The 23,859-nt window shown below is 72.4% G+C and carries 24 protein-coding genes and 1 pseudogene; 11 read left to right on the plus strand and 14 right to left on the minus strand.

What is annotated here, in order from left to right; genetic code table 11:
- Positions 1–59: 59 nt before the first annotated feature.
- From WD341_RS07145 to WD341_RS07160, 4 genes are read left to right on the plus strand one after another with little or no spacing between them, the layout of a single operon-like run.
- Entirely contained in the window at positions 60–1,301 is a 1,242-nt protein-coding gene (locus WD341_RS07145) for an acyl-CoA dehydrogenase family protein (RefSeq protein WP_368424748.1), read from the plus strand.
- Between the two features lie 5 nt (positions 1,302–1,306).
- The gene (locus tag WD341_RS07150; RefSeq protein ID WP_368424749.1) at positions 1,307–2,062 is read left to right on the plus strand and encodes an SDR family NAD(P)-dependent oxidoreductase; all 756 of its coding nucleotides are present in this window, start codon (positions 1,307–1,309) and stop codon (positions 2,060–2,062) included.
- A gap of 10 nt (positions 2,063–2,072) precedes the next feature.
- Complete coding sequence (locus tag WD341_RS07155; protein WP_368424750.1) at positions 2,073–3,173, plus strand: phosphotransferase; 1,101 nt, start codon at positions 2,073–2,075, stop codon at positions 3,171–3,173.
- Between the two features lie 13 nt (positions 3,174–3,186).
- Positions 3,187–4,368 carry an acetyl-CoA C-acyltransferase gene (locus WD341_RS07160; RefSeq protein WP_368424751.1) on the plus strand — a complete coding sequence of 394 codons (1,182 nt, stop codon included), beginning with the start codon at positions 3,187–3,189 and terminating at the stop codon, positions 4,366–4,368.
- A gap of 4 nt (positions 4,369–4,372) precedes the next feature.
- Here the strand turns inward: WD341_RS07160 and WD341_RS07165 are convergent, their stop codons facing one another.
- The 4 genes from WD341_RS07165 to dctP all read right to left on the minus strand — a co-directional run bounded on the left by WD341_RS07165 (position 4,373) and on the right by dctP (position 7,824).
- On the minus strand, positions 4,373–4,807 hold the full coding sequence (locus WD341_RS07165; RefSeq protein ID WP_368424752.1) for a PaaI family thioesterase: 435 nt from the start codon (positions 4,805–4,807) through the stop codon (positions 4,373–4,375).
- On the minus strand, positions 4,804–6,114 hold the full coding sequence (locus WD341_RS07170; protein ID WP_368424753.1) for a TRAP transporter large permease subunit: 1,311 nt from the start codon (positions 6,112–6,114) through the stop codon (positions 4,804–4,806). Before WD341_RS07170 ends, WD341_RS07165 begins: the two co-directional genes overlap by 4 nt.
- Positions 6,111–6,662 carry a TRAP transporter small permease subunit gene (locus WD341_RS07175; RefSeq protein WP_368424754.1) on the minus strand — a complete coding sequence of 184 codons (552 nt, stop codon included), beginning with the start codon at positions 6,660–6,662 and terminating at the stop codon, positions 6,111–6,113. The genes WD341_RS07170 and WD341_RS07175 overlap by 4 nt, the downstream gene beginning before the upstream one ends.
- A gap of 118 nt (positions 6,663–6,780) precedes the next feature.
- Positions 6,781–7,824 (minus strand): TRAP transporter substrate-binding protein DctP, encoded by a 1,044-nt coding sequence (gene dctP / locus WD341_RS07180; RefSeq protein WP_368424755.1) that lies wholly within the window; start codon positions 7,822–7,824, stop codon positions 6,781–6,783.
- Between the two features lie 327 nt (positions 7,825–8,151).
- Between dctP and WD341_RS07185 the strand changes: the two genes are divergently transcribed.
- Together WD341_RS07185 and WD341_RS07190 are read left to right on the plus strand one after the other, a co-directional pair.
- Positions 8,152–9,825 (plus strand): long-chain-fatty-acid--CoA ligase, encoded by a 1,674-nt coding sequence (locus tag WD341_RS07185; protein WP_368424756.1) that lies wholly within the window; start codon positions 8,152–8,154, stop codon positions 9,823–9,825.
- Positions 9,826–9,943: 118 nt separating this feature from the next.
- Complete coding sequence (locus WD341_RS07190; protein ID WP_368424757.1) at positions 9,944–10,783, plus strand: IclR family transcriptional regulator; 840 nt, start codon at positions 9,944–9,946, stop codon at positions 10,781–10,783.
- Positions 10,784–10,803: 20 nt separating this feature from the next.
- On the opposite strand, the gene WD341_RS07195 is transcribed toward WD341_RS07190, so the two are convergent.
- From WD341_RS07195 to WD341_RS07220, 6 genes are all read right to left on the minus strand, one after another.
- The gene (locus WD341_RS07195; RefSeq protein ID WP_368424758.1) at positions 10,804–11,865 is read right to left on the minus strand and encodes a cyclase family protein; all 1,062 of its coding nucleotides are present in this window, start codon (positions 11,863–11,865) and stop codon (positions 10,804–10,806) included.
- 21 nt (positions 11,866–11,886) lie between these two features.
- Complete coding sequence (locus WD341_RS07200) at positions 11,887–13,230, minus strand: flavin-containing monooxygenase (protein ID WP_368424759.1); 1,344 nt, start codon at positions 13,228–13,230, stop codon at positions 11,887–11,889.
- A 1-nt stretch (position 13,231) separates the two neighbouring features.
- Positions 13,232–14,191, minus strand: coding sequence for an NAD-dependent epimerase/dehydratase family protein (locus tag WD341_RS07205; protein WP_368424760.1), 960 nt, complete (start codon positions 14,189–14,191; stop codon positions 13,232–13,234).
- A 115-nt stretch (positions 14,192–14,306) separates the two neighbouring features.
- Positions 14,307–14,951, minus strand: coding sequence for a TetR/AcrR family transcriptional regulator (locus WD341_RS07210; protein ID WP_368424761.1), 645 nt, complete (start codon positions 14,949–14,951; stop codon positions 14,307–14,309).
- A 134-nt stretch (positions 14,952–15,085) separates the two neighbouring features.
- The gene (locus WD341_RS07215; protein ID WP_368424762.1) at positions 15,086–15,703 is read right to left on the minus strand and encodes a LysE family translocator; all 618 of its coding nucleotides are present in this window, start codon (positions 15,701–15,703) and stop codon (positions 15,086–15,088) included.
- Positions 15,704–15,738: 35 nt separating this feature from the next.
- On the minus strand, positions 15,739–16,215 hold the full coding sequence (locus WD341_RS07220) for a PAS domain-containing protein (protein WP_368424763.1): 477 nt from the start codon (positions 16,213–16,215) through the stop codon (positions 15,739–15,741).
- A gap of 140 nt (positions 16,216–16,355) precedes the next feature.
- Here WD341_RS07220 and WD341_RS07225 point away from each other — a divergent pair, with 140 nt between their 5' ends.
- Entirely contained in the window at positions 16,356–17,339 is a 984-nt protein-coding gene (locus WD341_RS07225; RefSeq protein WP_368424764.1) for a sugar kinase, read from the plus strand.
- Complete coding sequence (eda, locus tag WD341_RS07230) at positions 17,336–17,989, plus strand: bifunctional 4-hydroxy-2-oxoglutarate aldolase/2-dehydro-3-deoxy-phosphogluconate aldolase (RefSeq protein ID WP_368424765.1); 654 nt, start codon at positions 17,336–17,338, stop codon at positions 17,987–17,989. Before WD341_RS07225 ends, eda begins: the two co-directional genes overlap by 4 nt.
- Before the next feature lie 6 nt (positions 17,990–17,995).
- Here eda and WD341_RS07235 read toward each other — a convergent pair whose 3' ends face one another.
- Positions 17,996–18,664 (minus strand): GntR family transcriptional regulator, encoded by a 669-nt coding sequence (locus WD341_RS07235; RefSeq protein ID WP_368424766.1) that lies wholly within the window; start codon positions 18,662–18,664, stop codon positions 17,996–17,998.
- A gap of 134 nt (positions 18,665–18,798) precedes the next feature.
- Here WD341_RS07235 and WD341_RS07240 point away from each other — a divergent pair, with 134 nt between their 5' ends.
- Positions 18,799–19,593 (plus strand): SDR family NAD(P)-dependent oxidoreductase, encoded by a 795-nt coding sequence (locus WD341_RS07240; protein WP_368424767.1) that lies wholly within the window; start codon positions 18,799–18,801, stop codon positions 19,591–19,593.
- Between the two features lie 7 nt (positions 19,594–19,600).
- Entirely contained in the window at positions 19,601–20,566 is a 966-nt protein-coding gene (locus WD341_RS07245) for a D-2-hydroxyacid dehydrogenase family protein (protein ID WP_368424768.1), read from the plus strand.
- Positions 20,567–20,573: 7 nt separating this feature from the next.
- Here WD341_RS07245 and WD341_RS07250 read toward each other — a convergent pair whose 3' ends face one another.
- On the minus strand, positions 20,574–21,356 hold the full coding sequence (locus tag WD341_RS07250) for an MBL fold metallo-hydrolase RNA specificity domain-containing protein (protein WP_368424769.1): 783 nt from the start codon (positions 21,354–21,356) through the stop codon (positions 20,574–20,576).
- A gap of 604 nt (positions 21,357–21,960) precedes the next feature.
- Positions 21,961–22,179, minus strand: a pseudogene (locus tag WD341_RS07255) (MBL fold metallo-hydrolase); the annotation flags it as partial.
- Positions 22,180–22,282: 103 nt separating this feature from the next.
- On the opposite strand from WD341_RS07255, the gene WD341_RS07260 reads away from it, so the two are divergent.
- A complete protein-coding gene (locus WD341_RS07260; protein WP_368424770.1) occupies positions 22,283–23,209 on the plus strand; it encodes an LOG family protein in 927 nt (308 codons plus the stop codon).
- 43 nt (positions 23,210–23,252) lie between these two features.
- On the opposite strand, the gene WD341_RS07265 is transcribed toward WD341_RS07260, so the two are convergent.
- The gene (locus WD341_RS07265) at positions 23,253–23,588 is read right to left on the minus strand and encodes a hypothetical protein (RefSeq protein WP_368424771.1); all 336 of its coding nucleotides are present in this window, start codon (positions 23,586–23,588) and stop codon (positions 23,253–23,255) included.
- Between the last annotated feature and the right edge of the window lie 271 nt (positions 23,589–23,859).

Genomic DNA, 23,859 nt, shown 5'->3' on the forward strand with positions numbered 1-23,859 from the left:
GCCGCCGGCGTGCACTGGGCGCGGGCACCGGCCGCGGGCCGCCGCAGGAGAGGAGGGTCATGTTCCAGTTCTCGGACCGCGCCCAGGAGCTCCGCGAGCGGCTGCTGGCCTTCATGGACCGGCACGTCTACCCGGCCGAGAGCCTGTGGAAGGAGCAGCACCGCGCGCTGGCCTCGCCCTGGCAGTACCCGGCGATCATGGACGAGCTGAAGGCCGAGGCGCGCGCGCAGGGCCTGTGGAACCTCTTCCTGCCGCACGAGGCGGGCCGCGCCTATGGCGGCGCCGGGCTCTCGAACCTGGACTACGCGCCGCTCTGCGAGATCATGGGGCGCTCGCCGCTCGGCCCCGAGGTCTTCAACTGCAACGCGCCCGACACCGGCAACATGGAGATCCTGGCGCTCTACGGCAGCGAGGCGCAGAAGGAGACCTGGCTGCGGCCGCTGATGGAGGGCCGGATCCGCTCCTGCTTCTCCATGACCGAGCCCGACGTCGCCTCCTCCGACGCCACCAACATCCGCTGCACGATCGTGCGCGACGGCGACTCCTACGTGGTCAGCGGGCGCAAGTGGTGGTCGTCGGGCGGCAACTCCGAGCGCTGCCGCCTGGCCATCGTCATGGGCAAGAGCGATCCCGAGGCGCCGCCCCACAAGCAGCAGTCGATGATCCTGGTGCCGCTCGACGCGCCGGGCGTGCGCATCGAGCGCGGCCTCAGCGTCTTCGGCTACGACCACGCCCCCCACGGCCACGCCGAGATCCTCTACGAGGCGGTCCGCGTGCCGCTCGGCAACCTGCTGCTGGGCGAGGGCCGCGGCTTCGAGATCGCCCAGGGCCGCCTGGGGCCGGGGCGGATCCACCACTGCATGCGGCTGGTCGGCCTTGCCGAGCGCGCGCTCGAGGCGCTGTGCCGGCGGGCCCTGGCGCGCGAGGCCTTCGGCCGGCCGCTCGCCGAGCAGGGCACGGTGCGCCGCGACATCGCCCGCTCGCGCTGCGAGATCGAGCAGGCGCGCCTGCTGACGCTGAAGGCCGCGGCCCTGATGGACAGCCTCGGCAACAAGGCGGCGCGCGGCGAGATCGCCATGATCAAGGTCGTGGCGCCGGCCATGGCCTGCAGGGTCATCGACCGGGCGATCCAGGTCCACGGCGGCGCCGGGGTCAGCGAGGACTTCTTCCTGGCCTCCGCCTACGCCAAGGCGCGGAGCCTGCGCCTCGCCGACGGCCCGGACGAGGTCCACGAGGAGACGATCACCCGGCTGGAGCTGAAGGCCTACGGCGGCAACCGCCCGCCGGCCGCGGCGGGGTGAGGGCGATGTTCGACCTCCAGGACAGGGTCGCCGTGGTCACCGGCTCGAGCCGGGGCATCGGCCGCGCCATCGCCGAGGCCTTCGCGCGCGCCGGCGCCCGCGTCGTCGTCTCCAGCCGCACCCGGGAGGCCTGCGAGCCGGTCGTCGAGGCGATCCAGGCGGCCGGCGGCACGGCCCTGGCGGTGCCCTGCCACATCGGCCGCAAGGAGCAGCTGACGACGCTGGTCGAGGCGACCCTCGCGGCCTGGGGACGCCTCGACGTGCTGGTCTGCAACGCCGCGATCAACCCGGCCTACGGACCGCTCGCCGAGCTGAGCGACGAGGCCTTCGACAAGATCATGGGGACCAACGTCCGCTCGACCGTCCAGCTCTGCAATCTGGCGCTGCCGCACATCGCCAAGGCCGGCGGCGGCTCGGTCGTCATCGTCTCCAGCATCGCCGGCCTGCGCGGCACCGGCACGCTCGGCGCCTACGGCATGTCGAAGGCCGCGGAGGCGGCCCTGGCGCGCAACCTCGCGGTCGAGTGGGGGCCGCGGGGCGTGCGCGTCAATGCTATCGCGCCCGGCCTGGTCAAGACCGACTTCGCGCGGGCGCTCTGGGAGGATCCGGTCCGGCTCGAGCGGGCCGAGACGCGGACGCCGCTGCGCCGGCTCGGCGAGCCCGAGGACATCGCCGGGGTCGCCCTGTTCCTGGCCAGCGCCGCCGGCGCCTACGTCACCGGCCAGACCATCGTCGCCGACGGCGGCGAGACCATCGCCTGACGGCGGGCCGATGAGCCGGGCGCCTGAAAACGGGCCCAGGGAGGCGGGGCACCAGGCGCCCGAGACCCGGACCTGCCCGGTCCTGCCGGCGCACCGCTTCGACGAGGCGGCGCTGGCGCGCTGGCTCGGCGGGCGGCTGCCGGGCGCGGCCGAGGGCTTCGCCCTGCGGCAGTTCCAGGGCGGCCAGTCCAACCCGACCTTCCTGCTGACCTGCCGCGGCGGGCAGCGCTACGTGCTGCGCAAGAAGCCGCCGGGCGAGCTGCTGCCCAAGGCGCACCAGGTCGAGCGCGAGTACCGCGTGATGGCGGCGCTCGCCCCGACGCCGGTGCCGGTGCCGGGGATGCGGCTGCTCTGCGAGGACCCCGGCCCGATCGGCACGGCCTTCTACGTCATGGACTACGTCGAGGGCCGGATCGCGGCGGACCCCGCCGCACCGGACCTCTCGCCCGAGCAGCGTCGGCCCAGCCGCCTGGCGATGGTCGAGACCCTCGCCAGGCTCCACGCCGTCGACTGGCGCGCGGTCGGGCTCGCGGGCTTCGGGCGGCCGGAGGGCTACGTCGAGCGCCAGGTCAGCCGCTGGTCGCGGCAGTACGAGGCCTCGCGCCAGGGCGGCGGTCTGCCGGACATGGACCGCCTGGCCGCCTGGCTGAGCGCGCGGGTGCCGGCCGAGCAGGAGACCGCCATCGCCCACGGCGACTACCGCGTCGGCAACCTGGTCCTGCACGCCGAGGAGCCGCGCATCGTCGCCGTCCTCGACTGGGAGCTCGCGACCCTCGGCCACCCGGTCGCCGACCTCGCCTACTTCTGCATGCCCTACCACCTGCCGGCGGGCGTGCCGGGCGTGCGCGGCCTCCAGGGCCTGGACCTGGCGGCGCTCGGAATCCCGGGCGAGGAGGAGATTCTCGCCGCCTACTGCGAGCACAGCGGCCGCCCGGCCCTGCCGCACTGGCGCTTCTTCCTCGCCTTCTCCCTGTTCCGGCTGGCCGCGATTCTCCAGGGGGTCGCAGCCCGCGCCGCCCTCGGCAACGCCAGCAACGCCGACGCCCGCGAGGTCGGCAGCCGCGCCGGCCTGCTCGCCGCCGCCGGCCGCCGGATCGCCGAAGGCACATAAAGGAGCCCCTGCCATGACCGAGGCCGTGATCGTCTCGACCGCCCGCACCGCGATCGGCAAGGCCTTCAAGGGCGCCTTCAACGCGACCCACGGCGCCGTCCTCGGGGGCCACGTGCTGCGCCACGCGGTGGCGCGCGCCGGGCTCGAGCCGGAGGAGGTCGAGGACGTGATCCTCGGCTGCGGCCTGCCCGAGGGCGCGACCGGCAAGAACATCGCACGCCTCTCGGCGATGCGGGCCGGCTTTCCGAGCAGCGTCGCCGGCGCCACGGTCAACCGCTTCTGCGCCTCCGGGCTGCAGGCCATCGCCATGGCCGCCCAGCGGGTGATCGTCGACGGGGTGCCGGCGATGGCCGCCGGCGGCCTGGAATCGATCAGCCTGACCCAGGCCAACCTGAACCAGACTCACCTGACAGAGGACTGGCTGATGGCCAACCGGCCGGCGCTCTGGATGCCGATGATCGAGACCGCCGACATCGTCGCGGAGCGCTACGGCGTCAGCCGCGAGACGCAGGACGCCTACGCGCTGGCCAGCCAGCAGCGCACCGCGGCGGCCCAGCAGGCCGGCCGCTTCGACGCCGAGATCGTCGCGCTGGAGACCGTGAAGCGCGTCGGCGAGGGCACCGGCGAGGCGGTCCGGCACGAGCCGGTCGTCGCCGCGCGCGACGAATGCAACCGACCGGCCACGACCCTGGAGGCCCTGGGCCAGCTGGAGCCGGTCCGCGGCCCCGGCCGCTTCGTCACCGCCGGCAACGCCAGCCAGCTTTCCGACGGCGCCTCGGCCTGCCTGGTCATGGAGGCCGGCCTGGCCGAACGGCGCGGCCTCGAGCCGCTCGGACTCTTCCGCGGCTTCAGCGTCGCCGGCTGCGAGCCGGACGAGATGGGCATCGGCCCGGTCTTCGCGGTGCCGCGGCTGCTCGCCCGGGCCGGGCTGGGCGTCGAGGACATCGACCTGTGGGAGCTGAACGAGGCCTTCGCCAGCCAGGTGCTCTACTGCCGCGACCGCCTCGGCATTCCCGACGAGCGGCTGAACGTGAACGGCGGCTCGATCTCGATCGGCCACCCCTACGGCATGACCGGCGCCCGCCTGGTCGGGCATGCCCTGCTCGAGGGCCGGCGGCGCGGCGCGCGCTACGTCGTCGTCACCCTGTGCGTCGGCGGCGGCATGGGCGCCGCCGGCCTGTTCGAGGTCGCCTGAAGGCTTACCCGTCGGATGGCGGCTGCGGTCGCTCGCTGCCCCGCCGCAGCTGGAAGGTCGCCTGGGCGATCGCCAGGACCGTGCCGTCGGGACCGGTGAGCTCGCCGCTGCAGGAATAGATGCGCCGGCCCGCCGCGCGCCGGGTGCCGACCGCGCGGATGACCCCGCCGTCGCACTGCCCGGTGAAGCTGGTCGTCAGCGACAGGGTGACGGACTTGCGCCGCCCGCCCGGGTCGTCCTCCGGCGTCCACAGGCCCGATAGGCTCATCGCCTGATCGAGCAGGGTGACGGCGACCCCGCCGTGCAGCACGCCGCTGCGGTTCAGGTGCCGCTCGTCGACCTCGAGGACGAGCACCGCGCGGCCGTCCTCCCAGGCCTCGACGCTGAAGCCGAGGGTCCGCTGGATGCCGACCGGCTCCTCCTCCGGAAAGCCGCTCAAAACAGCAGCCCCGGCAGGTAGGTCGCGATCCGCGGGAAGACCATGATGATCGCCATGGCGAGGATCATCACCAGCGCATAGGGGATCACGGAGCGGTAGATGTCGGTCATGGAGATGCTCGGCGGCACGATGCCCTTGAGGTAGAAGAGATTGAAGCCGAAGGGCGGCGTCATGTAGCCGATTTCCATGTTGATGATGAAGAGGATGCCGAACCAGATCGGGTCGAAGCCCAGGGCGACGATCACCGGCACGAAGACCGGCAGCGTGATCAGCATGATGCCGAGCGGGTCGAGCACCATTGCCATCAGGAAGATGACCAGCTGGAACAGGATGACGGTGGCCCAGGGGCCGCCCGGCAGGTCCAGGACGAGCTCGCGGATCAGGTCCTGGGCGCCCATGCCCTGGTAGGCCGAGCTGAAGGCGTGGGCGGCGAAGAGAATCCACACGATCATGCCGGTCAGCCGGAAGGTGCGCCGCGAGGCCTCGCGGATCAGCGCCCAGTCGAGCCGCCGGTGGACGGCCGCCGAGACCAGCGCGCCGGCGACGCCGAGGGCCGCGGCCTCGGTCGGGGTGGCGATGCCGCCGATGATCGAGCCGAGCACCATGACCACGATCAGCATCGGCAGCAGCACCGCGCGCAGCGCCAGCAGCCGCTCGCGCCAGGTGCCGCGCTCCGCCGGCGGCAGGGCCGGGCCCAGCTCGGGCTGCAGCCAGCAGCGGATCGCGATGTAGCCGGAGATCAGCACCAGCAGCAGCAGCCCAGGCAGGATGCCGGCGGCGAACAGCTTGCCGACCGAATCGCCGGTGATGAGCGCGTAGAGGATCATGATCACCGAGGGCGGGATCAGGATGCCGAAGCCGCCGCCGGCGTTGATGCAGCCGAGCGCCATGCGCTTGTCGTAGCCGCGCTCGAGCATCGAGGGCAGCGCGATCGTGCCCATGGTCACCACGGCCGCGCCGCTGATGCCGCACATCGCCCCGAAGAGCGCGCAGATGCCGACCGTGCCGATCGCCAGCCCGCCCCTCACGCCGCCCCACCAGAGGTGCATCATCCGGTAGAGGCTGCTGGCGACGCCGGTGCGTTCCAGGATCATCGCCATGAAGACGAACAGCGGGATGGCGAGCAGCGTGAAGCTGCCCATCGTGCTCCACATCTGGGAGGCGACGATGAAGAAGGCACCCGGCCCCCAGGTGAAGTAGAGGAAGATCACCGAGACACCGCCCAGCACGAAGACCAGCGGCAGGCCGAGCAGCAGGAAGAAGAGCAGCGCGCCGAAGAAGAGCAGCGTCAGGAGCTCGAGGCTCACAGGCCCTTCTCCTGGCCTTCCGCCTCCGGCAGCACCTCCTCGTCGGCCGGCAGCAGGCCCAGCGCCTGCAGGTCGGCGATCAGCTTCGCCAAGCCCTGCAGCAGCACCAGCAGGGCCGCGATCGGGATCAGCAGCTTGAGCGGCCAGATCGGCGGATTCCAGGCCGACATGGAGGTCTCGAGCCGCGCGGTCGACTGCCAGGCGATCGAGCTGCCGAAGTACAGCAGCGCGCCGATGAAGACGAACAGCAGCACCGAGGTCGCCACGTCGACCGCCGCCCTCGCCCGGGGCGGCAGCGCGCCGTGCAGGATGTCGACGTTGGCGTGGCCGGAATGGACCAGCAGGTAGGCGCCCGAGAGCAGCGCGTAGGCGCCGAACAGCATCTGCGCCAGCTCGCCGGTCCACACCGCCGGCCGCCCCAGCCAGTAGCGCAGCCCGACCTCGAGCAGGAGCAGGGCGAAGATCGGCAGGACCAGGTAGGCGGCGACGGCGCCGATCCGGTCGTTCAGGCGGGTGATGCCCCGGGCGAAGCGGCACAGGACGTTCATGGGACCTCGCGGGCCGGGGGGCGGGCCGGGTGCAGGCCGAAGGAGCGGCCGCCTTCCGCACAGGAGCCGGCGCCGCCCCGCCTCGACGGCGGGACGGGGGCGGCGCCGAGGCCGCTCGTCAGTCGGCGCTCTCGATGTAGCCGAGGTCGGCCATGAAGGACTTGAGATTGGCCAGCGCCTCGGCCGCCTTCTCGCCCTTCTCGGCCTCGCGCTCCCAGCTCTGGCGGGCGACCTCGGTGATCTCCTGCATCACCTCGTCGGGCAGCTGCATGACCTGGACGTCCTGGTCCCGCATGGCGTTGGCGAGCGCGATCTTCTCCTTGTACTGGTACTCGTTGGTGCGGAACCAGAACTGCTCCTCGAGCGCGTTGAGCACCGTCTCGCGGATATCCTCCGGCAGCTCGTCGAGCGCCTCCTGGTTGATCACGAAGGCATCGGTGCCGGCGATGTTGAGCGGCGGCAGGACGTGGTACTTCGCGACCTCGTAAAGGCCCATGCTGCTGGCGCCCTGGGCGGCACCCCAGTGCGCGCCGTCGACGACGCCGGTGGCGAGCGCGGGATAGAGCTCCGGCCCCGAGACGTAGGAGGCCGCGGCGCCGGCCTCGGTCAGGAACTCCTGGAGCGCGCCCGACGAGCGGATCTTGAGGCTGCGGAAGTCGGACATGGTCTCGATCTGCCGCTTCACCACCATCTCCGTCGGGTAGACCTTGTCGGTCGAGTAGTAGACGCCGTACTCGGCGGCCTCCTCGCGCAGCATCTGCTCCAGCCCGAGGCTCTTGTGGAAGTAGGCCGCCTCCCAGACCTCGCGGAAGGCGAAGGGCAGGCCCGAGGCGATCCCCGCGGTCGAGACCTTGTCGCGGATGTAGGCGGGCGAGATGGTGCCCATCTGGACGACGCCGCGGCTGACCGCGTCGAAGATGTCGGTCGCCGGGACCAGCGCGCCGGCCTCGTGCAGCTGGAGCACGAGCCGCCCGCCGGTCTGCTCCTCGAGCGTCGACTTCAGCCGCTCCAGGCTGTCGGTGTAGGAGCTCGAGGCGCTCGGCCAGTGGCTCTGCACCCGCCAGCGGATCGTGTCCTGGGCGCCGGCATCGGCCCAGCCCAGGCCCGCGGCGACGACGACGGCGGCGATCAGCGCCACCTTGTTCCTGATCGTGAAGCGCATCCGACTCCTCCCATCGTGAGACGCCGCGCGTCGGCGGCGCCCGGTTTCTTGTTCCCGGCGCCGAGGAGGGCGGCGGGCGAATTTTGCACCGCAGAAATTTGTCCCGCAGCCCATCAACGGTAGGAGACTCCCCGCAAAGGGTCAACAGCGGGCGCGGGGCAGGCGGGACGAATTCCGCCGCGCAGAATTGAATCCCGTCAAATTGACCCTTTTGGCCACGCTGTGCCAGACTTGCCCGGCGCCGGCCGCGGGCGTCGGCGGCGGCCCGGCGGCGGCGGCCCGGCACCGCTGCCGGAGCGCCGCCGAAAGGGAGGGCCGCGAGACCCGATGTTCGAGCGCCATCTCAAGGTCTGGCCCGCCGGCCTGCCCCGCCGGCTGAGCGTGCCGGAGCGGACGATCGCCGCCAATCTCGAGGCGACCGCCCGCCGTTTCGGCGAGCGCACGGCGACGATCTTCCACGGCCGCACGACGACCTATGCCGCGCTCAACGAGCAGGTCGAGCGCCTGGCCGGCTACCTGCAGAAGCGCGCAGGCGTCGCCAGGGGCGACCGCGTCCTCCTGTTCATGCAGAACAGCCCGCAGTTCATCGTCGCCTACTACGCGATCCTGCGCGCCGACGCGGTGGTCGTCCCGGTCAGCCCGATGAACCGGGCGGGCGAGCTCGAGCACCTCGTCGCCGACACCGGCGCCAGGGTCGCCTTCGCCGGGCAGGAGCTGCTCGAGGCGCTCGCCGGGCAGCTGCGCGCGGGGGCGCTCACCACCGTCGTCGCCGCGGCCTATGCCGACGCGGCCGATCCCGGCTTCGACCTGCCGCTGCCGGCGCCGCTCGACCGCCCGTCGCCGCCGGACTACGGGATGCCCGGGGTGGTCCGCTGGGCCGAGGCGCTCGCCTCGGGCGAGCGGGCCGACCCGCCGCGCGCGGGGCCCGACGACCTGGCGGTCATCCCCTACAGCTCCGGCACCACGGGGCGGCCGCGCGGCTGCATGCACACCCACCGCACGGTCATGACGACGATCGTCGGCGGCATCGCCTGGAACCCCATGAGCGAGCAGGACGTCAGCCTCGTCGCGCTGCCGCTGTTCCACGTCACCGGCATGCAGAACTCCATGAACGCGCCGATCCACGTCGGCGGCAGCCTCGTCGTCATGGTGCGCTGGGACCGCCGGGTGGCGGCGGAGCTGATCCGGCGCCACCGCGTGACCCGCTGGCGCAGCATCTCGACGATGGCGATCGACCTGGTTACGGACCCCGACGCCGGCCGCTACGACCTCAGCAGCCTGCGCGCGATCGGCGGCGGCGGCGCGGCCATGCCGGCGGGGATCGCCGACCGGCTGAAGGCGCTCACAGGCTGCGAATACGTCGAGGGCTACGGCCTGTCGGAAACCATGGCCGCGACCCACACCAACCCGATCGCCCGGCCGCGGCGCCAATGCTTGGGGGTGCCCCTGTTCGAGGTCGACAGCCGGATCCTGGAGATCGGCACCGACAGGCAGCTGGGGCCGGACCAGCCGGGCGAGCTGGTCATCGACGCGCCCCAGGTGTTCAAGGGCTACTGGAACGACCCCGAGGGCACGCGCGCCGCCTTCCTCGAGCTCGAGGGCAGGCCCTTCTTCCGCACCGGCGACATCGCCTACTACGACGAGGAGGGCTACTTCTACCTCGTCGACCGGCTGAAACGCATGATCAACTGCGCCGGCCTCAAGGTCTGGCCGGCCGAGGTCGAGACGCTGATGCACCGCCACCCGGCGATCGCGGAGGTCTGCGTCGTCGCCGCGCCGGACGAGCGCCGGGGCGAAAGCGTCAAGGCCTACGTGGCGCTGCGCGCGGAGATGAGGGGCCAGGTCGGGGAAGCCGAGATCCTGGCCTGGTGCCGCGGCGAGATGGCCGCCTACAAGTGCCCCCGCACCGTCGCCTTCCTGGACGCGCTGCCCCGCTCGCCGACCGGCAAGCTGCAGTGGAAGGAGCTGCAGGACCGCGAGCGCCGGGGCGACGCGCCGTGACCCGCGAGCGCAGCGCGACGGGGCCGGCTTGCCGCCGCACCGCTTTCCGCTTATCTGCCGGGACCGCGCCGCCGGGGGCGGTCATGGATCACAGCGCGCCAGACGAGGATCTTCGAGGGTGAGAAAGCGATCGAACTACGCGGGACCGGGCGGGGCGCTCGGCGATCCCGGCAAGCCGCTCGAGAGCGAGCGCCAATTCGTCTCGGCGCTGCACCGGGGCCTGGAGATCCTGCGTGCCTTCCGCCCGACCGACGCCGGCCTCGGCAACCTGGAGCTCGCGCAGCGCACCGGCCTGCCGACCTCCACCGTCTCGCGCCTGACCTACACCCTGAGCATGCTCGGCTACCTGGTCTACGACGAGGCGACCGGGCGCTACCGCATGGGCGTCTCGGTGCTCAGCCTGGGCTATGCCTGCCTGGGCGGCATGAAGATCCGGGAAACGGCGCGCATCTACATGCAGGAGATGGCCGACAAGGCCGGCCCCGGCGTGCTGGTGGCGCTGGGTAGCCGCGACCAGCTCAGCATGACCTACGTCGCCTGCGCGCGCTCGGGCGGCATGATCTCGCTCCAGCTCGACGTCGGCTCGCGCATCTCCCTCGCGCGCTCGGCCATGGGCCGCGCCTACCTGGCCGGCGCCAGCGAGGAGGAGCGTGGACCGCTGCTCGAGAAGATCCGCGAGCGGGTCGGCGAGGAGAGCTGGCCGCGCATGGAGGACGAGATCCTGGAGGCCGTCGAGCAGGTCCGGACCAAGGGCTTCTACACCAACCTCGGCCAGTGGCAGTCCGACGTCCACGCGGTCGCGGCGCCCTACCGCTCGCCCGAGAGCGGCTCGCCGCTGCTCGCCTTCAATTGCGGCGGGCCGGCCTATTTGCTGCCGAAGGAGCGGCTCGAGGAGGAACTCGGACCGCGGCTCGTGCAGCTGGTGGCCACCGTCTCGCGGGCCGGCGCGGCGATCTAGCCGGCAGGACTCCCGCTCCCTCAGACGGTCGCCACCGGCGACACCGGCGAGCCGACCGCGCCGGGCAGCCTGAGCGGCGGCGCGGTCAGCAGGAAGCGGTAGCGGCCGCGGGCGCGCAGCCAGTCGGCGAGCGGCGTCAGGTGCCAGAGCTCGCCGAGCGGAATGCCGGTCTTGAACAGGCAGTGCTCGTGCAGCGGCAGGCCCGAGCAGCGGGCGGCGGCGCCCGGCTCCGCCGGCAGGGCCTCGACCGCGTAGTTGTCCGCGATCAGCGCGGCGAGACCGCAGTCGGTGACCCAGTTCAGGAGCCGCGCGTCCCGGCCGTTCAGCACCGCGGCCGCCCCGTGCAGCCGTGCCGGGTCGGGCTCGCGGGCCATCTCCAGGACGATGTCGGCGAAGCCGGTGTGCAGGCAGACCATGTCGCCCCGCTCGACCTCGACGCCGTCGGCCTCGAGAATGCCCATCAGGCGGTCGTAGCCGACCAGGGTGCGCGCGTCGCCCAGGTGGGCGCGCAGGTCGATCATCGCGGCGCGCCCCTGGACGCCGTGCGCCGCCAGGTTCTCGATGCCCAGGGCGCCGGCCCGCGAGGTGCTCCGCTCGGGCATCCGCGACGGCAGCCCCGCGTCCTCCGGGTCGTCCGGCCCGACGATCTCCCGTCCGGCGCGGAAGCCGTTGTAGTAGACGCGCTCGGCGACCCCGTCGCCGTCGGCATCGAACTGCGAGCCGACGTGGCAGAGCGCGTCCCATTGGGTCGAGTACTGCAGGTGCAGGATCGCGAGGTCGTCGCAGAAGACGTCGGTCGGCTCCTCGCCGGGCGCGGCGGCCGAGGGCACGGCGTTGAAGTTGGCCCGGTCGCCGCGCAGGGTCGGCCGCAGGATCGGCGGCTTGCGGCGCGGGTTGAGGTCGCTGCCGCCCGGGTAGTCGAGCGGCAGCGACAGCGAAAAGGTCAGCCCCTCCTTGGCCTCGGCGAGCCCCTGAAGCACCTTGTCGCGATCGACGAGGTTCATCCGGCCGAGTTGGTCGTCGGCGCCGAACTCGCCCCAGTTCGAGCCTTCGGGGCGGTGCTTCCAGCGTGCCTCGGTCATGCTTCCTCCCCGGCGCCGGCCTCAGCGGCCCGCCACGCCCTTCTGCAGGTCGTTACTCATCTGGCGCGCATAGTGCCGGTAGTCGACCTCCAGCCGGTAGCGCGCGCTGTCGAGGTAGGTCCGGCGCTGCCTCTCGAGGTGGGCCTCGACCTCCTGCCGGCGGACCTCGTCGTCGGGCAGTCGGATAGCGCCGGACAGGACGCCGGCGATCCAGCGGCCCTGGATCTCGACGAGCGGGATCGTCGGGCCGATCGGCTGGACCAGGCCGGCGAAGATCAGGCCCGGATGCTCGAGGCTGAGCATGCGGCGGTAGAGGCGGCCGGCCTGTCGATCGGGGTCGAAGACCTCCGGCGACAGGAAGGGGAAGGTGATGTTGTAGCCGGTGGCGTGGACGATCGCGTCGAGCGGCTCCTCGCTGCCGTCGACAAAGGCGACGCGCTTGCCGCGCAGCTCGGCGACGTTCGGCTTCACGGTGATGTAGCCGTGTCCGACGTAGGGCAGCAGCTCCTGGCTGAGCGTCGCGTGCTCGCGCCACATCGGATGCGCCGGCCGCGGCAGCCCGAAGCGGCGCTGGTCGCCGGCGAGCAGGCGCACCAGCCAGGACATGATCCGGCGTGTTGTCGTGGTCGGCAGGTGGAGCCTCCGGGCGATGAAGCCCGAGACCTGGTCGACCGGGCGTCCCAGCAGGTACTTCGGCATGACCCAGGCGCTGCGGCGCGTCGAGAGGAAGACGTGGCGGGCGCCGCGGGCGAGGTCGACGGCGATGTCGACCGCGGAGTTGCCGATCCCGACCACCAGCACCCGCTTGTCCCGGAAGGGCTCCGCCGTGCGGTAGTGGTGCGAATGGATCTGCAGGCCGTCGAAGGTGCCCGGGAAGTCCGGCAGCCTGGGGTCGGACAGGTGGCCGTTGGCGACGACCACGGCCCGGTAGTGCCGCTCCTCGCCCGTCGAGAGGCGGACCCGGAAGCCCTCGCCGGCCGGCACGACCGCGCTCACCTCGGTGCGGAAGGTGACGCGCTCACGGATGCCGAAGCGCTCGGCGTAGGCCTCGAGATAGGCGCAGAACTGCTCGTGGGACAGGAAATCGGGCAGCGAGGGGTCGATGGGGAAGTCGCTGTAGCCGAGGTTCGGACGCGAAGTGTCGATGTGCAGCGAGGCGTAGCAGGAGCTCTGGCCGTTGTCGTTGCCGTAGCGCCACATGCCGCCGACGCTCGAGCCCTTCTCGAAGATGTCGAAGGCGAGACCCTGCTCCTTGAGCGCCTTGGCGACCGTCACGCCCGAGGAGCCGGCCCCGACGATGCAGATGGCGGCCCCGCCCTGCGTCGCGCGTGCCGGAGCGCGCCGCGAATCTTCGCCGTCGGACACCTCAGTCCTCCCGGTGGTCGAGGTAGTCGGAGACCAGGGCATCGACGTCCGGATCGGCGGCGATGCCGAGCCGCGCCGCCCGGTCCGAGACGAAGCGGCTCGGCCAGCCATCGACGATCGCCTGCATCTGGGGATCAGGCGCGTAGGTGACCTTCCCGGTCGCGCCGCGCCGCGCCGCCGCCTCGGCGAGCTCGGCGACGGTGACGGTCAGGCCCGGGAGGTTGAAGGCGCGCCTGGCCGGCAGCTCGTGGGCCGGCAGGTCGTGGACCCGAAGCAGCGCCGCGACGACCGCCCCGGCCGAGGCGACCGGCACCGCCGTTCCGGCGGCGAGGGGCGCGCTCACGTCGATGCCGGCGAAGGGCTCGCGCAGGATGCCGGCGAGGCGATCCGAGACCGCCGGCTGCGGCGTGCCGGGCCGCGTCAACACGATCGGCAGACGCAGCGACCGGCCGTCGACCCAGCCCTGGCGGGAGTACTCGGCAATCAGCAGCTCGTCGATCGCCTTGTGGATGCCGTAGGTGGTCGTGGGCGCCGGCGCGACCTCGTCGCCCACCGTCTCCGGCAACTCGCCGCCGAAGACGGCGATCGAGGAGGCGAAGACCACCGTGGGGCAGTGCTGCGCCCCGTCCAGCAGGTGCCGCAGGGCCTCGACGTTGACGATGTAGGCGCGCGCCGGATCCCGCTCCGCCTGCAGCGTCAGCTGGGAGGCGAGATGGAAGAGGCTGTCGAAGCCCCTCTCGATCAGCGACTCCAGGAAGGCCGGCTCCGCCAGGTCGCCCAGGCAGGTCTCGATCGCCAGGCCGGGGGCCGGCGGCGGCTCGAAGGCGGCGAGGTCGGCGAGACAGAGCTCGGCGATCGGCCGGCGCCGGCCATCACTTCCGGCGAGGCTGCCGGCCGCGACCAGCGCTCGGCTTAGACGGCGGCCCAGGAAGCCCCCCGCGCCCGTCACCAGCACCCTCATGATCGCCGATCCGCCGGGGATCGAGTCTTCGCCATCGACGGTCCCTCACTCGCCCAAACAATACTACTGGGTAGTTTTTTAATGGTGAGCCGCCGGGCCTGTCAACGGGGGCGATCTACGCCCGAGGGCGCAGGCCTTCGATCAGGGGTTCCACCATGGTCGCGGCCAGCCTGGCCCGCGAGGCCTCGTCGTCGCCGGGCCGCGGCCGGTACCAAAAGATCGACCACTGCAGGGCGCCGAGCAGCACCTTCGCCGTTACCGAGACGTCGACCGCGCGCAGAGAGCCGTCGGCGATCCCCGCGGCGACGGCATCCTTGAAATGCTTCTCGAAGCGGTCCCGGCTCGCGATGAGCTCGGCCATCTCCTGCCGCTGGTCGGGGGTGGTGGCGTCGAAGCGATGAACCTGCACGCCCTGCGCGACGACGGTCTCGTAGGCGTGGTGCTCGAGCATCGCCCGGGCGTGGGCGCCCAGCATAGCCTGCAGAACCTGCAGGCCGTCGCCTTGCGCCTGCAGGGCCGGCTCCAGGGCCGCGAACAGCCGGTCCATGCCTTCGCGGTGGACATCGAAGAAGAGCGCCGTCTTCGTCGCATAATAATAGTAGATGCGGCCCTTGGTGCAGCCGAGCCGGCGCGCGACGTCGTCGATGCTGGTCGCGTGGTAGCCGCGCTCCATGAAGCAGAGCGCCGCCATCTCGATGATCTCGGAGCGGCGCAGGCTGCCCTTGCGCGACTTTCCCCGCTCCTGGGCCGCCTCGCGCATCTTTCCCGTGCCTTCCCTGACCGCTCCCCTCGCGGCGGCGATGGTATCCACCGCCCGGAAGCATGGGAACCCGGGCCGGAAGGGCTCCGGCCGCCCCGGCCCGGGCTCGCTCCTACGGGGGCTTCGCCCGGCGGTCAGCGCTCCATCACGGCGACGCGCAGGCCGAGGAAGATCAGCAGGCCGCCGAACAGGCGCTCGACCGCGCTTCGGCAGCGCAGCAGCGTCGTCCTGACGATGCCGAGATCGAGCGTGCAGACGAAGCCGAGCCAGAAAGTCGCGCTGATCGCCATCATGATCGCGACCAGCAGCAGCACCGTCGGCGCCGAGGTCTGGGGCGTGATCACCAGCGTGAAGACGCCCAGGTAGAACAGCGTTCCCTTGGGGTTGAGGATATTGTTGAGGAAGCCCTGGACGAACCAGGTTCGCCCGGCCACGGCCGGCTTCGGCGTCTCCTCCAGGGGCGCGTCGCCGCCGGCCGCGAGTAGGCTCCTGACGCCCAGGTAGATCAAGTAGGCGGCGCCCGCGTATTTCAGCGCCGCGAAGGCGAGGATGCTCTGGGAGATTAGCCAGCCGACGCCGACCGCGCAGTAGGCGATGTGGACGAGGTTGCCGGCGAGCACGCCCGCCGAGGTCTTGAGGCCGGCCACGCGCCCGCCGAGCAGGGTGTTGCGCAGGACGATGACCATGTCCGGGCCGGGGCTGACCATGACCAGCACGGTGATGCCCGCGACGACGAAGATCTGATCGAGCACGCGTCCCTCCCCCAGTGGTCCGAATCAGTCTGGTCCTAGTCCGCACGGCAGGCGAGGACCAGCACCTGGCTGACCCGCCGGCCGTCCTCGGAGAGCGGCAGGAACAGCGTCTCCTCGTCGCTGTAGCCGCCGAACTCCGTGCGATAGGGACGCGGGTCGTAGAGCGGCCGGCGGCTCTCGCAGACCGCGGTGTAGCAGCCCACGGCGTCCTCGCGGTTCGGTCCGTAGTAGTGGGTCGAGATCCGCTGCCCCGTCGGGTCCTGCCGCCGCCGCCGGACCTCCTCGGTGCCGACAACCCGGTAGACGAAGTCCAGCGGATCGTGGCGCACGTCGATCAGCAGGATGCAGGAGAGAAGCGCGGGGAAGTCGACCGGGTCGATGTCCGCCCGCCGCGGCCCGATGCGGCCCCGCCGGCGCTCATCCCAGTAGCGGTACAGCCAAGCGAGCCGCGGCTCGCAGCTGTTCAGGAAGTCCGGCTCCTCGCTCCGGCCGGCCGCCGGCGATCGCCTCATGGCAGCGCTCCCGCGCGCTTGGAAGACGGAGAGCAGAATAGGGCAAGGCGGCGGAGCCACAACACCGCAATGATGCAGGCCTGCCCGGCCCCGCAACTGCGGCGACCCGCGGGGCACCCGGGCGGCGCCGAGAGCCGGCCATGGACAAGCCGGCTGCGCTGTTGCAAAGGGAAGCCATGACCTTCGACCTGCTGTGCATCGGCGAGCCGCTGGGCGAGCTCAACGCGACCCGGGGCGGCCTGCAGCTCGGCCACGGCGGCGACGTCTCGAACGTCGCCGTCGCCGCGGCCCGCCAGGGCGCCCGCACCGCGATGCTGAGCGCGCTCGGCGCCGACAGCGTCGGCGAGTCTCTGCGCGGCCTGTGGGCCGAAGAGGGCGTCGATGCCGCGCTGGTGTCGAGCGACCCGGAGGCCTCGACCGGGCTCTACCTGATCGACCACGGCGAGGAGGGCCACCGCTTCTCCTATTGGCGACAGGGCTCGGCGGCCAGCCGCCTGACGCCAGCCGCCGTGGCGGCGGGAACGCCGGCGGCGGCGGCGCTGGCCGACAGCGCCCTGGTCCACGCCTCGGGGATCAGCCAGGCCATCTCGACCGGCGCCTGCGACCTGGTCTTCGCGGCCTTCGAGCAGGCGCGCGCGGCCGGCGCCCTGATCTCCTACGACACCAACCTACGGCTCAAGCTCTGGCCGCTGCCGCGCGCCCGGGCGATCGTCCAGGCGACCGCGGCGCTGGCCGACATCCTGCTGCCCGGGCTCGAGGACGCCCGCCTGCTGACCGGCCTGGAGGAGCCCGACGCGATCGTCGACCGCTACCTGTCGCTGGGCGCTGGCATGGTCGTACTGACCCTGGGCAGGGAGGGGGCCCTGATCGCGACGCCGGAGCGCCGGCAGCGCGTGCCGGCGCCGCAAGTCGAGGCGCTCGACGCGACCGGCGCCGGCGACTGCTTCGACGGCTGCTTCCTGGCCGAGCTCAGGCGCGGCGGCGACCCCTTCGCCGCGGCGCGCTACGCGACCGTCGCCGCGGCCCTCTCGACGCGCGGCTACGGCGCGGTGCCACCGATCCCGCGGCGCGCCGAGGTCGAGCGGCAGATGGCCTCGCTGGCCGAGAGCGAGGAACGCTCGTGAGCGGCGCCTTCCTCGATCCCGGGGCGGCCGCGACCGAGGCCTGGCGCCGGCCGGGGATCGTCCCCGTGGTCACCGTCACCGAAGCCGGCCAGGCCGTGCCGCTGGCGCGCGCGCTGGCCAGCGCCGGCCTGGTCTTCGTCGAGGTCACGCTGCGCAGCGAGGCCGCGCTGGAGGCGATCCGTCGCATCGCCGGCGAGCTGCCCGAGGTCGTGGTCGGCGCCGGCACCCTGCGCCGCCCGGCGGACTTCGAGGCCGCGCTCGCGGCGGGCGCGCGCTTCCTGGTCTCCCCCGGCTGCACGGCCGCCCTGATCGAGGCCGCCCCCAGCAGCCCGGTGCCCTTCCTGCCCGGCTGCGCCACGCCCTCCGAGGCCATGACCCTGGCCGAGGCGGGCTTCCGCGTCGTCAAGTTCTTCCCGGCCGGGCCCTACGGCGGCGCAGCGACGCTGAAGGCGCTGGCGGCGCCCCTGCCCGACCTCGCCTTCGTGCCGACCGGCGGCGTCGGGCCCGGCAATCTGGCGGACTATCTCGCGCTGGACAACGTGGTTGCGGTCGGCGGCTCCTGGATGATCCGCCCGGAGTGGCTCGCGGCCGGCGACTACGGGCGCATCACCGAGGCGGCGCGCCAGGCGGCCGCCCTCGGCCGCGGCTAAGGGCGTTCAGGCCGCCGTTTCGTCGCCGGTGCGGTCCTGGCTGGCGACGTACTGCGCGACCGTCGCGTGGACGTGGCGCGACAGCAGCTCTTCCGCCGCCTCGACCTCGTCGCGCGCCAGCAGCTCTATCAGCCGGTGGTGCTCGCCGAGCGAGCGCTCGTTGAGGCCCGGCTTGTTCGAGAGGCGCGCGCGCAGCGCCTGGACGCGGAAGGCGAAGCCCTGGTAGCAGCTGGCGAAGAAGCTGTTGCCGCAGTGGTCGAAGAAGGCCTGGTGGAAGTCGGCGTCGAGCGTCCGGTAGCGCAGCCCGTCCTCGTCCGCGACCGCCCGATCCATCTCGACACCGATGGCCGCCAGCACCCCGACCAGCTGCCGGCCGCTGCGCCGGGCGGCGAGCCGCAGGGCGGCGACCTCGAGGGTGTCGCGCAGCTCCCCGAGCTCGACGACCTGCTGCGAGGTCATGTCGAAGACGAAGCTGCCGCGCTGCGGCTGGATCGACACCAGGCCTTCCATCTTGAGCTGCAGAAGCGCCTCGCGGATCGGCGTTTTGCTGACGCCGAGCTCGCTGGCGAGGGTGTTCTCCGACAGTGGGGCTCCGAGCTGGAAGTCGCCGCGCACGATGCGCGTACGGATCTCGTCGGCCGCCTGTTCCGTCAGGGACTTGGTCCGCTTCAGCATGCTCCGCCCTCGCGCTTCCGCTCGCCCTGCCCGGGCGGTGTACTCGCAGTAGGTAGCGTAGCTAGTATGGCAGATACAAGAAGCCTCGCAGGCACTCCGGCGCGAGGCCGTCATCGCTCAGGGGAGTCTTCCGCATGCCACAGCCATTCGATCTCGCCGGCCAGGTCGTTTTGATCCTCGGCGGCTCCGGCGGCATCGGCCGCGCGCTCGCCGAAGGACTCGGGAAGGCCGGCGCCCGCCTCTGCCTGTCGGGCCGCGACGCCGCCAAGCTGGACGGCGTCGTGGCGCGGCTGCGCGGGGCCGGCATGGAGGCCAGCGGACTGCTCGCCGACGCCAACGACCCGGCCGGCTTCGACCCGCTGTTCGAACGCGTGGCCGCGGACGCCGGCCGGCTCGACCTGCTGATCAACTGCCAGGGCATCAACATCATCAAGCCGGCCGCCGAGTTCACGGCCGAGGACTACGACGCGGTCCTGGACACCAACCTCAAGAGCGTGTTCTTCGCCTGCCAAGCGGCGCGCCGCCGCTTCCTCGCCCAGGACGCCGAGAGCGGCGGGCGGGAGGGCCGGCGCGGCGGCGCGATCATCAACATCGCCTCGCTGTCCGCCCACCGCGGCTGGGCGGGCGCGGTCGTCTACGGCGTCAGCAAGCACGGCATCGCCGGCCTGACCCAGGGCCTGGCCGCCGAGTGGGCCGCCGAGGGCATCCGGGTCAACGCCATCTCGCCCGGCTTCTTCATGACCGACATGAATCGCGAGCGCATGAGCCCGGCGCGCAAGGAGCTGGCGCTCGCGCGCACGCCCCTGCGCCGCTTCGGCGAGGTCGAGGAGCTGGCCGGCGCCGCGGTCTACCTGGCCTCCGACGCCGCAGGCTTCGTCACCGGCGCCGACATCGCCGTCGACGGCGGCTTCCTGGCCTCGGGTCTCTGAGGCGGGGATGCGCATCGCGATCCTGGACGACTACCAGGGCGTCGCCCTCGGGCTGGCGGACTGGCAGAGCCTCGGCGCCGAGGAGATCGCCGTCTTCCGCGACACGCTCGAGCAGCCTGCCGCGCTGGCCGAGCGGCTGGCGCGCTTCGAGGTCCTCTGCCTGATGCGCGAGCGCACGCCCTTCCCGGGAAGCCTCATCGAGGCGCTGCCGAAGCTGCAGCTGATCGTCACCAGCGGGCCGCGCAACGCCGCCATCGACGTCGCGGCGGCGAGCGCGCGCGGCATTCCGGTCTGCGGCACCGAATCGCGGGCGACGCCGACCGCCGAGCTGACCCTGCTGCTGATGCTGGCGCTGTCGCGCCGCCTGCTGCCCGAGGCGCTGTCGCTGCGCGACGGCGGCTGGCAGGTCGGGCTCGGCCGCGACCTCGAGGGGCTGCGGCTCGGACTGCTCGGGCTCGGCCGCATCGGCGGCCAGGTCGCGCGCCTGGCCCAGGGGTTCGGCATAACCGTCGCCGCCTGGTCGCAGAACCTGACGGAGGCGCGCTGCGCGGAGCTTGGCGTCCAGCGGACCGCCACCCTCACGGACCTGGTCGCCGAGGCCGACCTGGTCTCGATCCATCTGCAGCTGTCGGCGCGCACCCGCGGCCTGCTCGGCGCCGCCGAGCTGTCGGCGATGAAGCCCGACGCCGCCCTGGTCAACACCTCGCGCGGCCCGATCGTCGATACGCCGGCCCTGCTCGCCGCGCTCGAGTCCGGCCGGCTTGGCGGCGCCGCGCTCGACGTCTACGACCAGGAGCCGCTGCCCCCCGACCACCCCTTGCGCGCGCGCCGGCTGATCGACGAGGGACGGCTGCTGGCGAGCCCACACCTGGGCTATGCCACGCGCCGCACCCTCGAGCTGTTCTACCGCCAGAGCGTCGAGGCCATCGCCGCCTGGCGCGCCGGTGCGCCGATCCGCCTCCTCGCGCCCTGAGGCAAGCTCAGCCGGCCGCGGTGCGGCGCTTCAGGTCGTGCAGCAGCGCCTCGCGGGCGGCGTCGTCCGGCAGCGCCTGCAGGCGGTCGCCAAGGGTCAGCAGCAGGTCCGCGTAGTCGTTGTGCCAGTCCAGCGCCTCGGTCGCGCGCGGTGCGGCGCGCGCCTGGTCGGGGCGCAGCCGCACGCGTCCGGAGGCGACCAGCTCGACTCGCTCGTCGAGCCGCGGGACGATCACCTTGCGGCTGTCCAGGCCCGTCTCGACCAGGCGGTGCTTGAGCGCGCGCAGCGCCGCCTGCTCGCCGTGGGTCAGGAAGATCGCCTGTGCGACCGGCAGACGCGCGGCCACCCACTCGAGCAGCTCGCGCTGGTCGGCGTGGGCCGAGTAGGCGTCGATCCGCCGGATGCGCGCCTGCACCGCGATCTCCTCGCCGTGAATGCGTACCTTCCTGGCGCCGCCGAGCAGGATGTTGCCGAGCGTCCCCGGCGCCTGGTAGCCGACGAACAGCACGGTCGCGTTGCGGCGCCAGAGGTTGCTCTTCAGGTGGTGGCGGATGCGCCCGGCGTCGCACATGCCGCTCGCCGCGACGATGATCGCGCCCTCGGTGATCCGCGACAGCCGCTGGCTCTGGTCGGGCCGCGGCGTGAAGGCGAAGCCGGGGCCGCGGAAGGGCGTCGCGCCGGGCCGCAGGTCGACGAGGTCCCCGGCATAGGCCTCGAAGACCTCCGTCGCCTTGATCGCCAGCGGCGAATCCAGGAACACCCGGGCCGGCGGCAGGCGCCCACCGGCCATCAGCAGGGCGATGTCGTGGAGCAGCTCCTGGGTCCGCTCGACCGCGAAAGCCGGGGATCAGGAGGTTGCCGCCGGCCCCGAGCGCGGTGGTGATCTCCTCGCACAGCAGCTCGCGACGCGCCTCGACGCTCAGGTCCTCGCGCTCGCGGTCGCCGTAGGTGCCTTCGACAACGAGGTAGTCGAGCCCGCGCGGCGCCTCCGGCCGGTCGTGGAAGGCCTTCTCCTGCGGGCCGATGTCGCCGGAGAACAGCAGGCGCAGCAGCGCTTCGCCGCGCCCGGCGCCGGCGATCTCGAGCTCGACCGAAGCGGCGCCGAGGATATGGCCGGCGTTCCAGAAGCGCGCCCTGATCCCCGCCGCGGGCGAGAACCACTGGTCGAACGGCCGTCCGACGATGCGGCGCACCGTGCGCTCGGCGTCGGACTTGCGGTAGATCGGCTCGACCGGGCGCCGGCCGCGCCGCCGGTTGCGCTCGTTGAGCCGGGCGACCTCGCTCTCCTGGATGTAGCCGCTGTCGGGCAGCATGAAGCTCAGCAGGTCGCGCGTCGCCTCGGTCGCCAGGATCGGGCCGCGGAAGCCCTGGCGCACCAGCTTGGGCAGCAGGCCGCTGTGGTCGATGTGGGCGTGGGTCAGCACCACGAAGTCGAGCGTCGCCGGATCGAAGGGGAAGTCGCGGTAGTTGAGCTCCCGCAGGGTCTTGTTGCCCTGGAACAGGCCGCAATCGACCAGGAAGGAGACGCCGTCGCGCACCAGTCGGTAGCAGGAGCCCGTGACCACCCCCGCCGCGCCGTGGAAGCACAGCTGCACCGCGCCGGTTTCCGCCATCGCCGGTTCCCCTTCTGCCCCCTTGACCCGGCCGCTACCCTAGAACAGAAGCGGCCGCCGCGACACGACCTGGCGCAAGGGCGGCCGCCATGAAGGAGAGACCATGACGCCGGACCACCGGAAAGGCCCCTATCCCTCCGCCGAGGAGGGGGTGCGCGAATCCGAGCGCTGCGAGCCGACGCCGCAGACCCGCTCGCCGAGCTACCGCCTGGCCTTCGCCGACCAGGCCTTCCTGCTGCAGGACGAGCTGCGGCCGGTGCGCCTGCAGCTGGAGCTGATGAAGCCCGAGCTGCTACTGCAGCAGCACGGCGTGATCTCGACGGTAGTGGTCTTCGGCAGCGCCCGGATTCCCGACCCGGAGAGCGCGCAGGCCAGCCTCGAGGCCTGGGCGGCCCTCGGCCGCCAGCATCCCGACAGCCCGAAGCATGCCGCGCAGGCGGCGATCCAGCGCCGGCTCGCGGAGAAGTCCCACTGGTACGAGGTCGCGCGACGCTTCGGCCGCCTGATCTCCGAGCGCGGCGAACTGCCCGACGGCCAGCGCTTCATGGTCATCACCGGCGGCGGCGGCGGCATCATGGAGGCGGCCAACCGCGGCGCCCACGATGCCGGCGCCGAGAGCATCGGCCTCAACATCGTGCTGCCGCGCGAGCAGGAGCCGAACCCCTACGTCACGCCGGCGCTCTGCTTCCAGTTCCACTACTTCGCACTGCGCAAGATGCACTTCCTGATGCGCGCCGGGGCCGTGGCGATCTTTCCCGGCGGCTTCGGCACGCTGGACGAGCTGTTCGACGCCCTGACCCTGATCCAGTGCGGCAAGATGGATCCCCTGCCGGTGCTGCTGTTCGGGGGCGACTACTGGCGGCGGGTGCTCGACTTCGATTTTCTGGTCGCCGAGGGCACGATCGCCGAGGCCGACCGGGCGCTGGTGCGCTTCGTCGAGACGGCCGAGGAGGGACTGGCCGCGATCGAGGCCTTCTACAGCTCGCCCCGGCCGAGCCGCGAGCAGGTGTCGTCCGGGGAACAGGAGTAGGCAGGTCGCGGGACGCCGTGCCGGCGAGGCGGGGACGCGAGGGTCAGTCCTGCTCGTCCGGGTCCTGGGCGCCGCGCTCGCGCGTCGCCTGCCGGATGGCATCGCGCACGGCGAGGAGCAGCTCTCCGGACAGGCCGCTGGCGACGACCTGGGGGTGCGGCAGGGTGCTCGATGAGTGCCGTGACTCGTCGCGCGACAGCAGGCCGAGGGCGGCCGCCTCGCGGAACACATGGATCGCGGCCAGTTGCTCGCCGTCCAGGCGCAGCCGCTCGCCCCGGCACCAGATTTCCACCGCCCGGCGAATGCGCTCGGCCGTCTGGTCGGCCAGGCCGGACAATTGCTGGTCGTCGAACGGATTCGGAACCGGACAAGCGGCCAAGTTAGCTCCCCCCTTCCCCACAGCCAGCGGGATCATTGCTTAGTAAGGCCAACTCAGCAAGTCCCAAGACGCGGGCCGGGACGGAAAAGAGGTTGCAAAACCGCTATATAGAACACTTCCTGCAGGTCGGCGCGAAGGATTGGGGCAAGGGTCCGGCCCTGTTGCCAGCGAGCCGGCAGGGGCCCCTCGAACCCGGCAGCGAATTCAGTCGCCGGCCGCTTTATTGCCCCAATCCTTTACGGAACCCTTCGCGATACTGCTCGTTCTTCAG

The sequence above is a fragment of the Tistlia sp. genome (genome assembly GCF_040905785.1).
Taxonomy (GTDB): Bacteria; Pseudomonadota; Alphaproteobacteria; order Kiloniellales; family DSM-21159; genus Tistlia.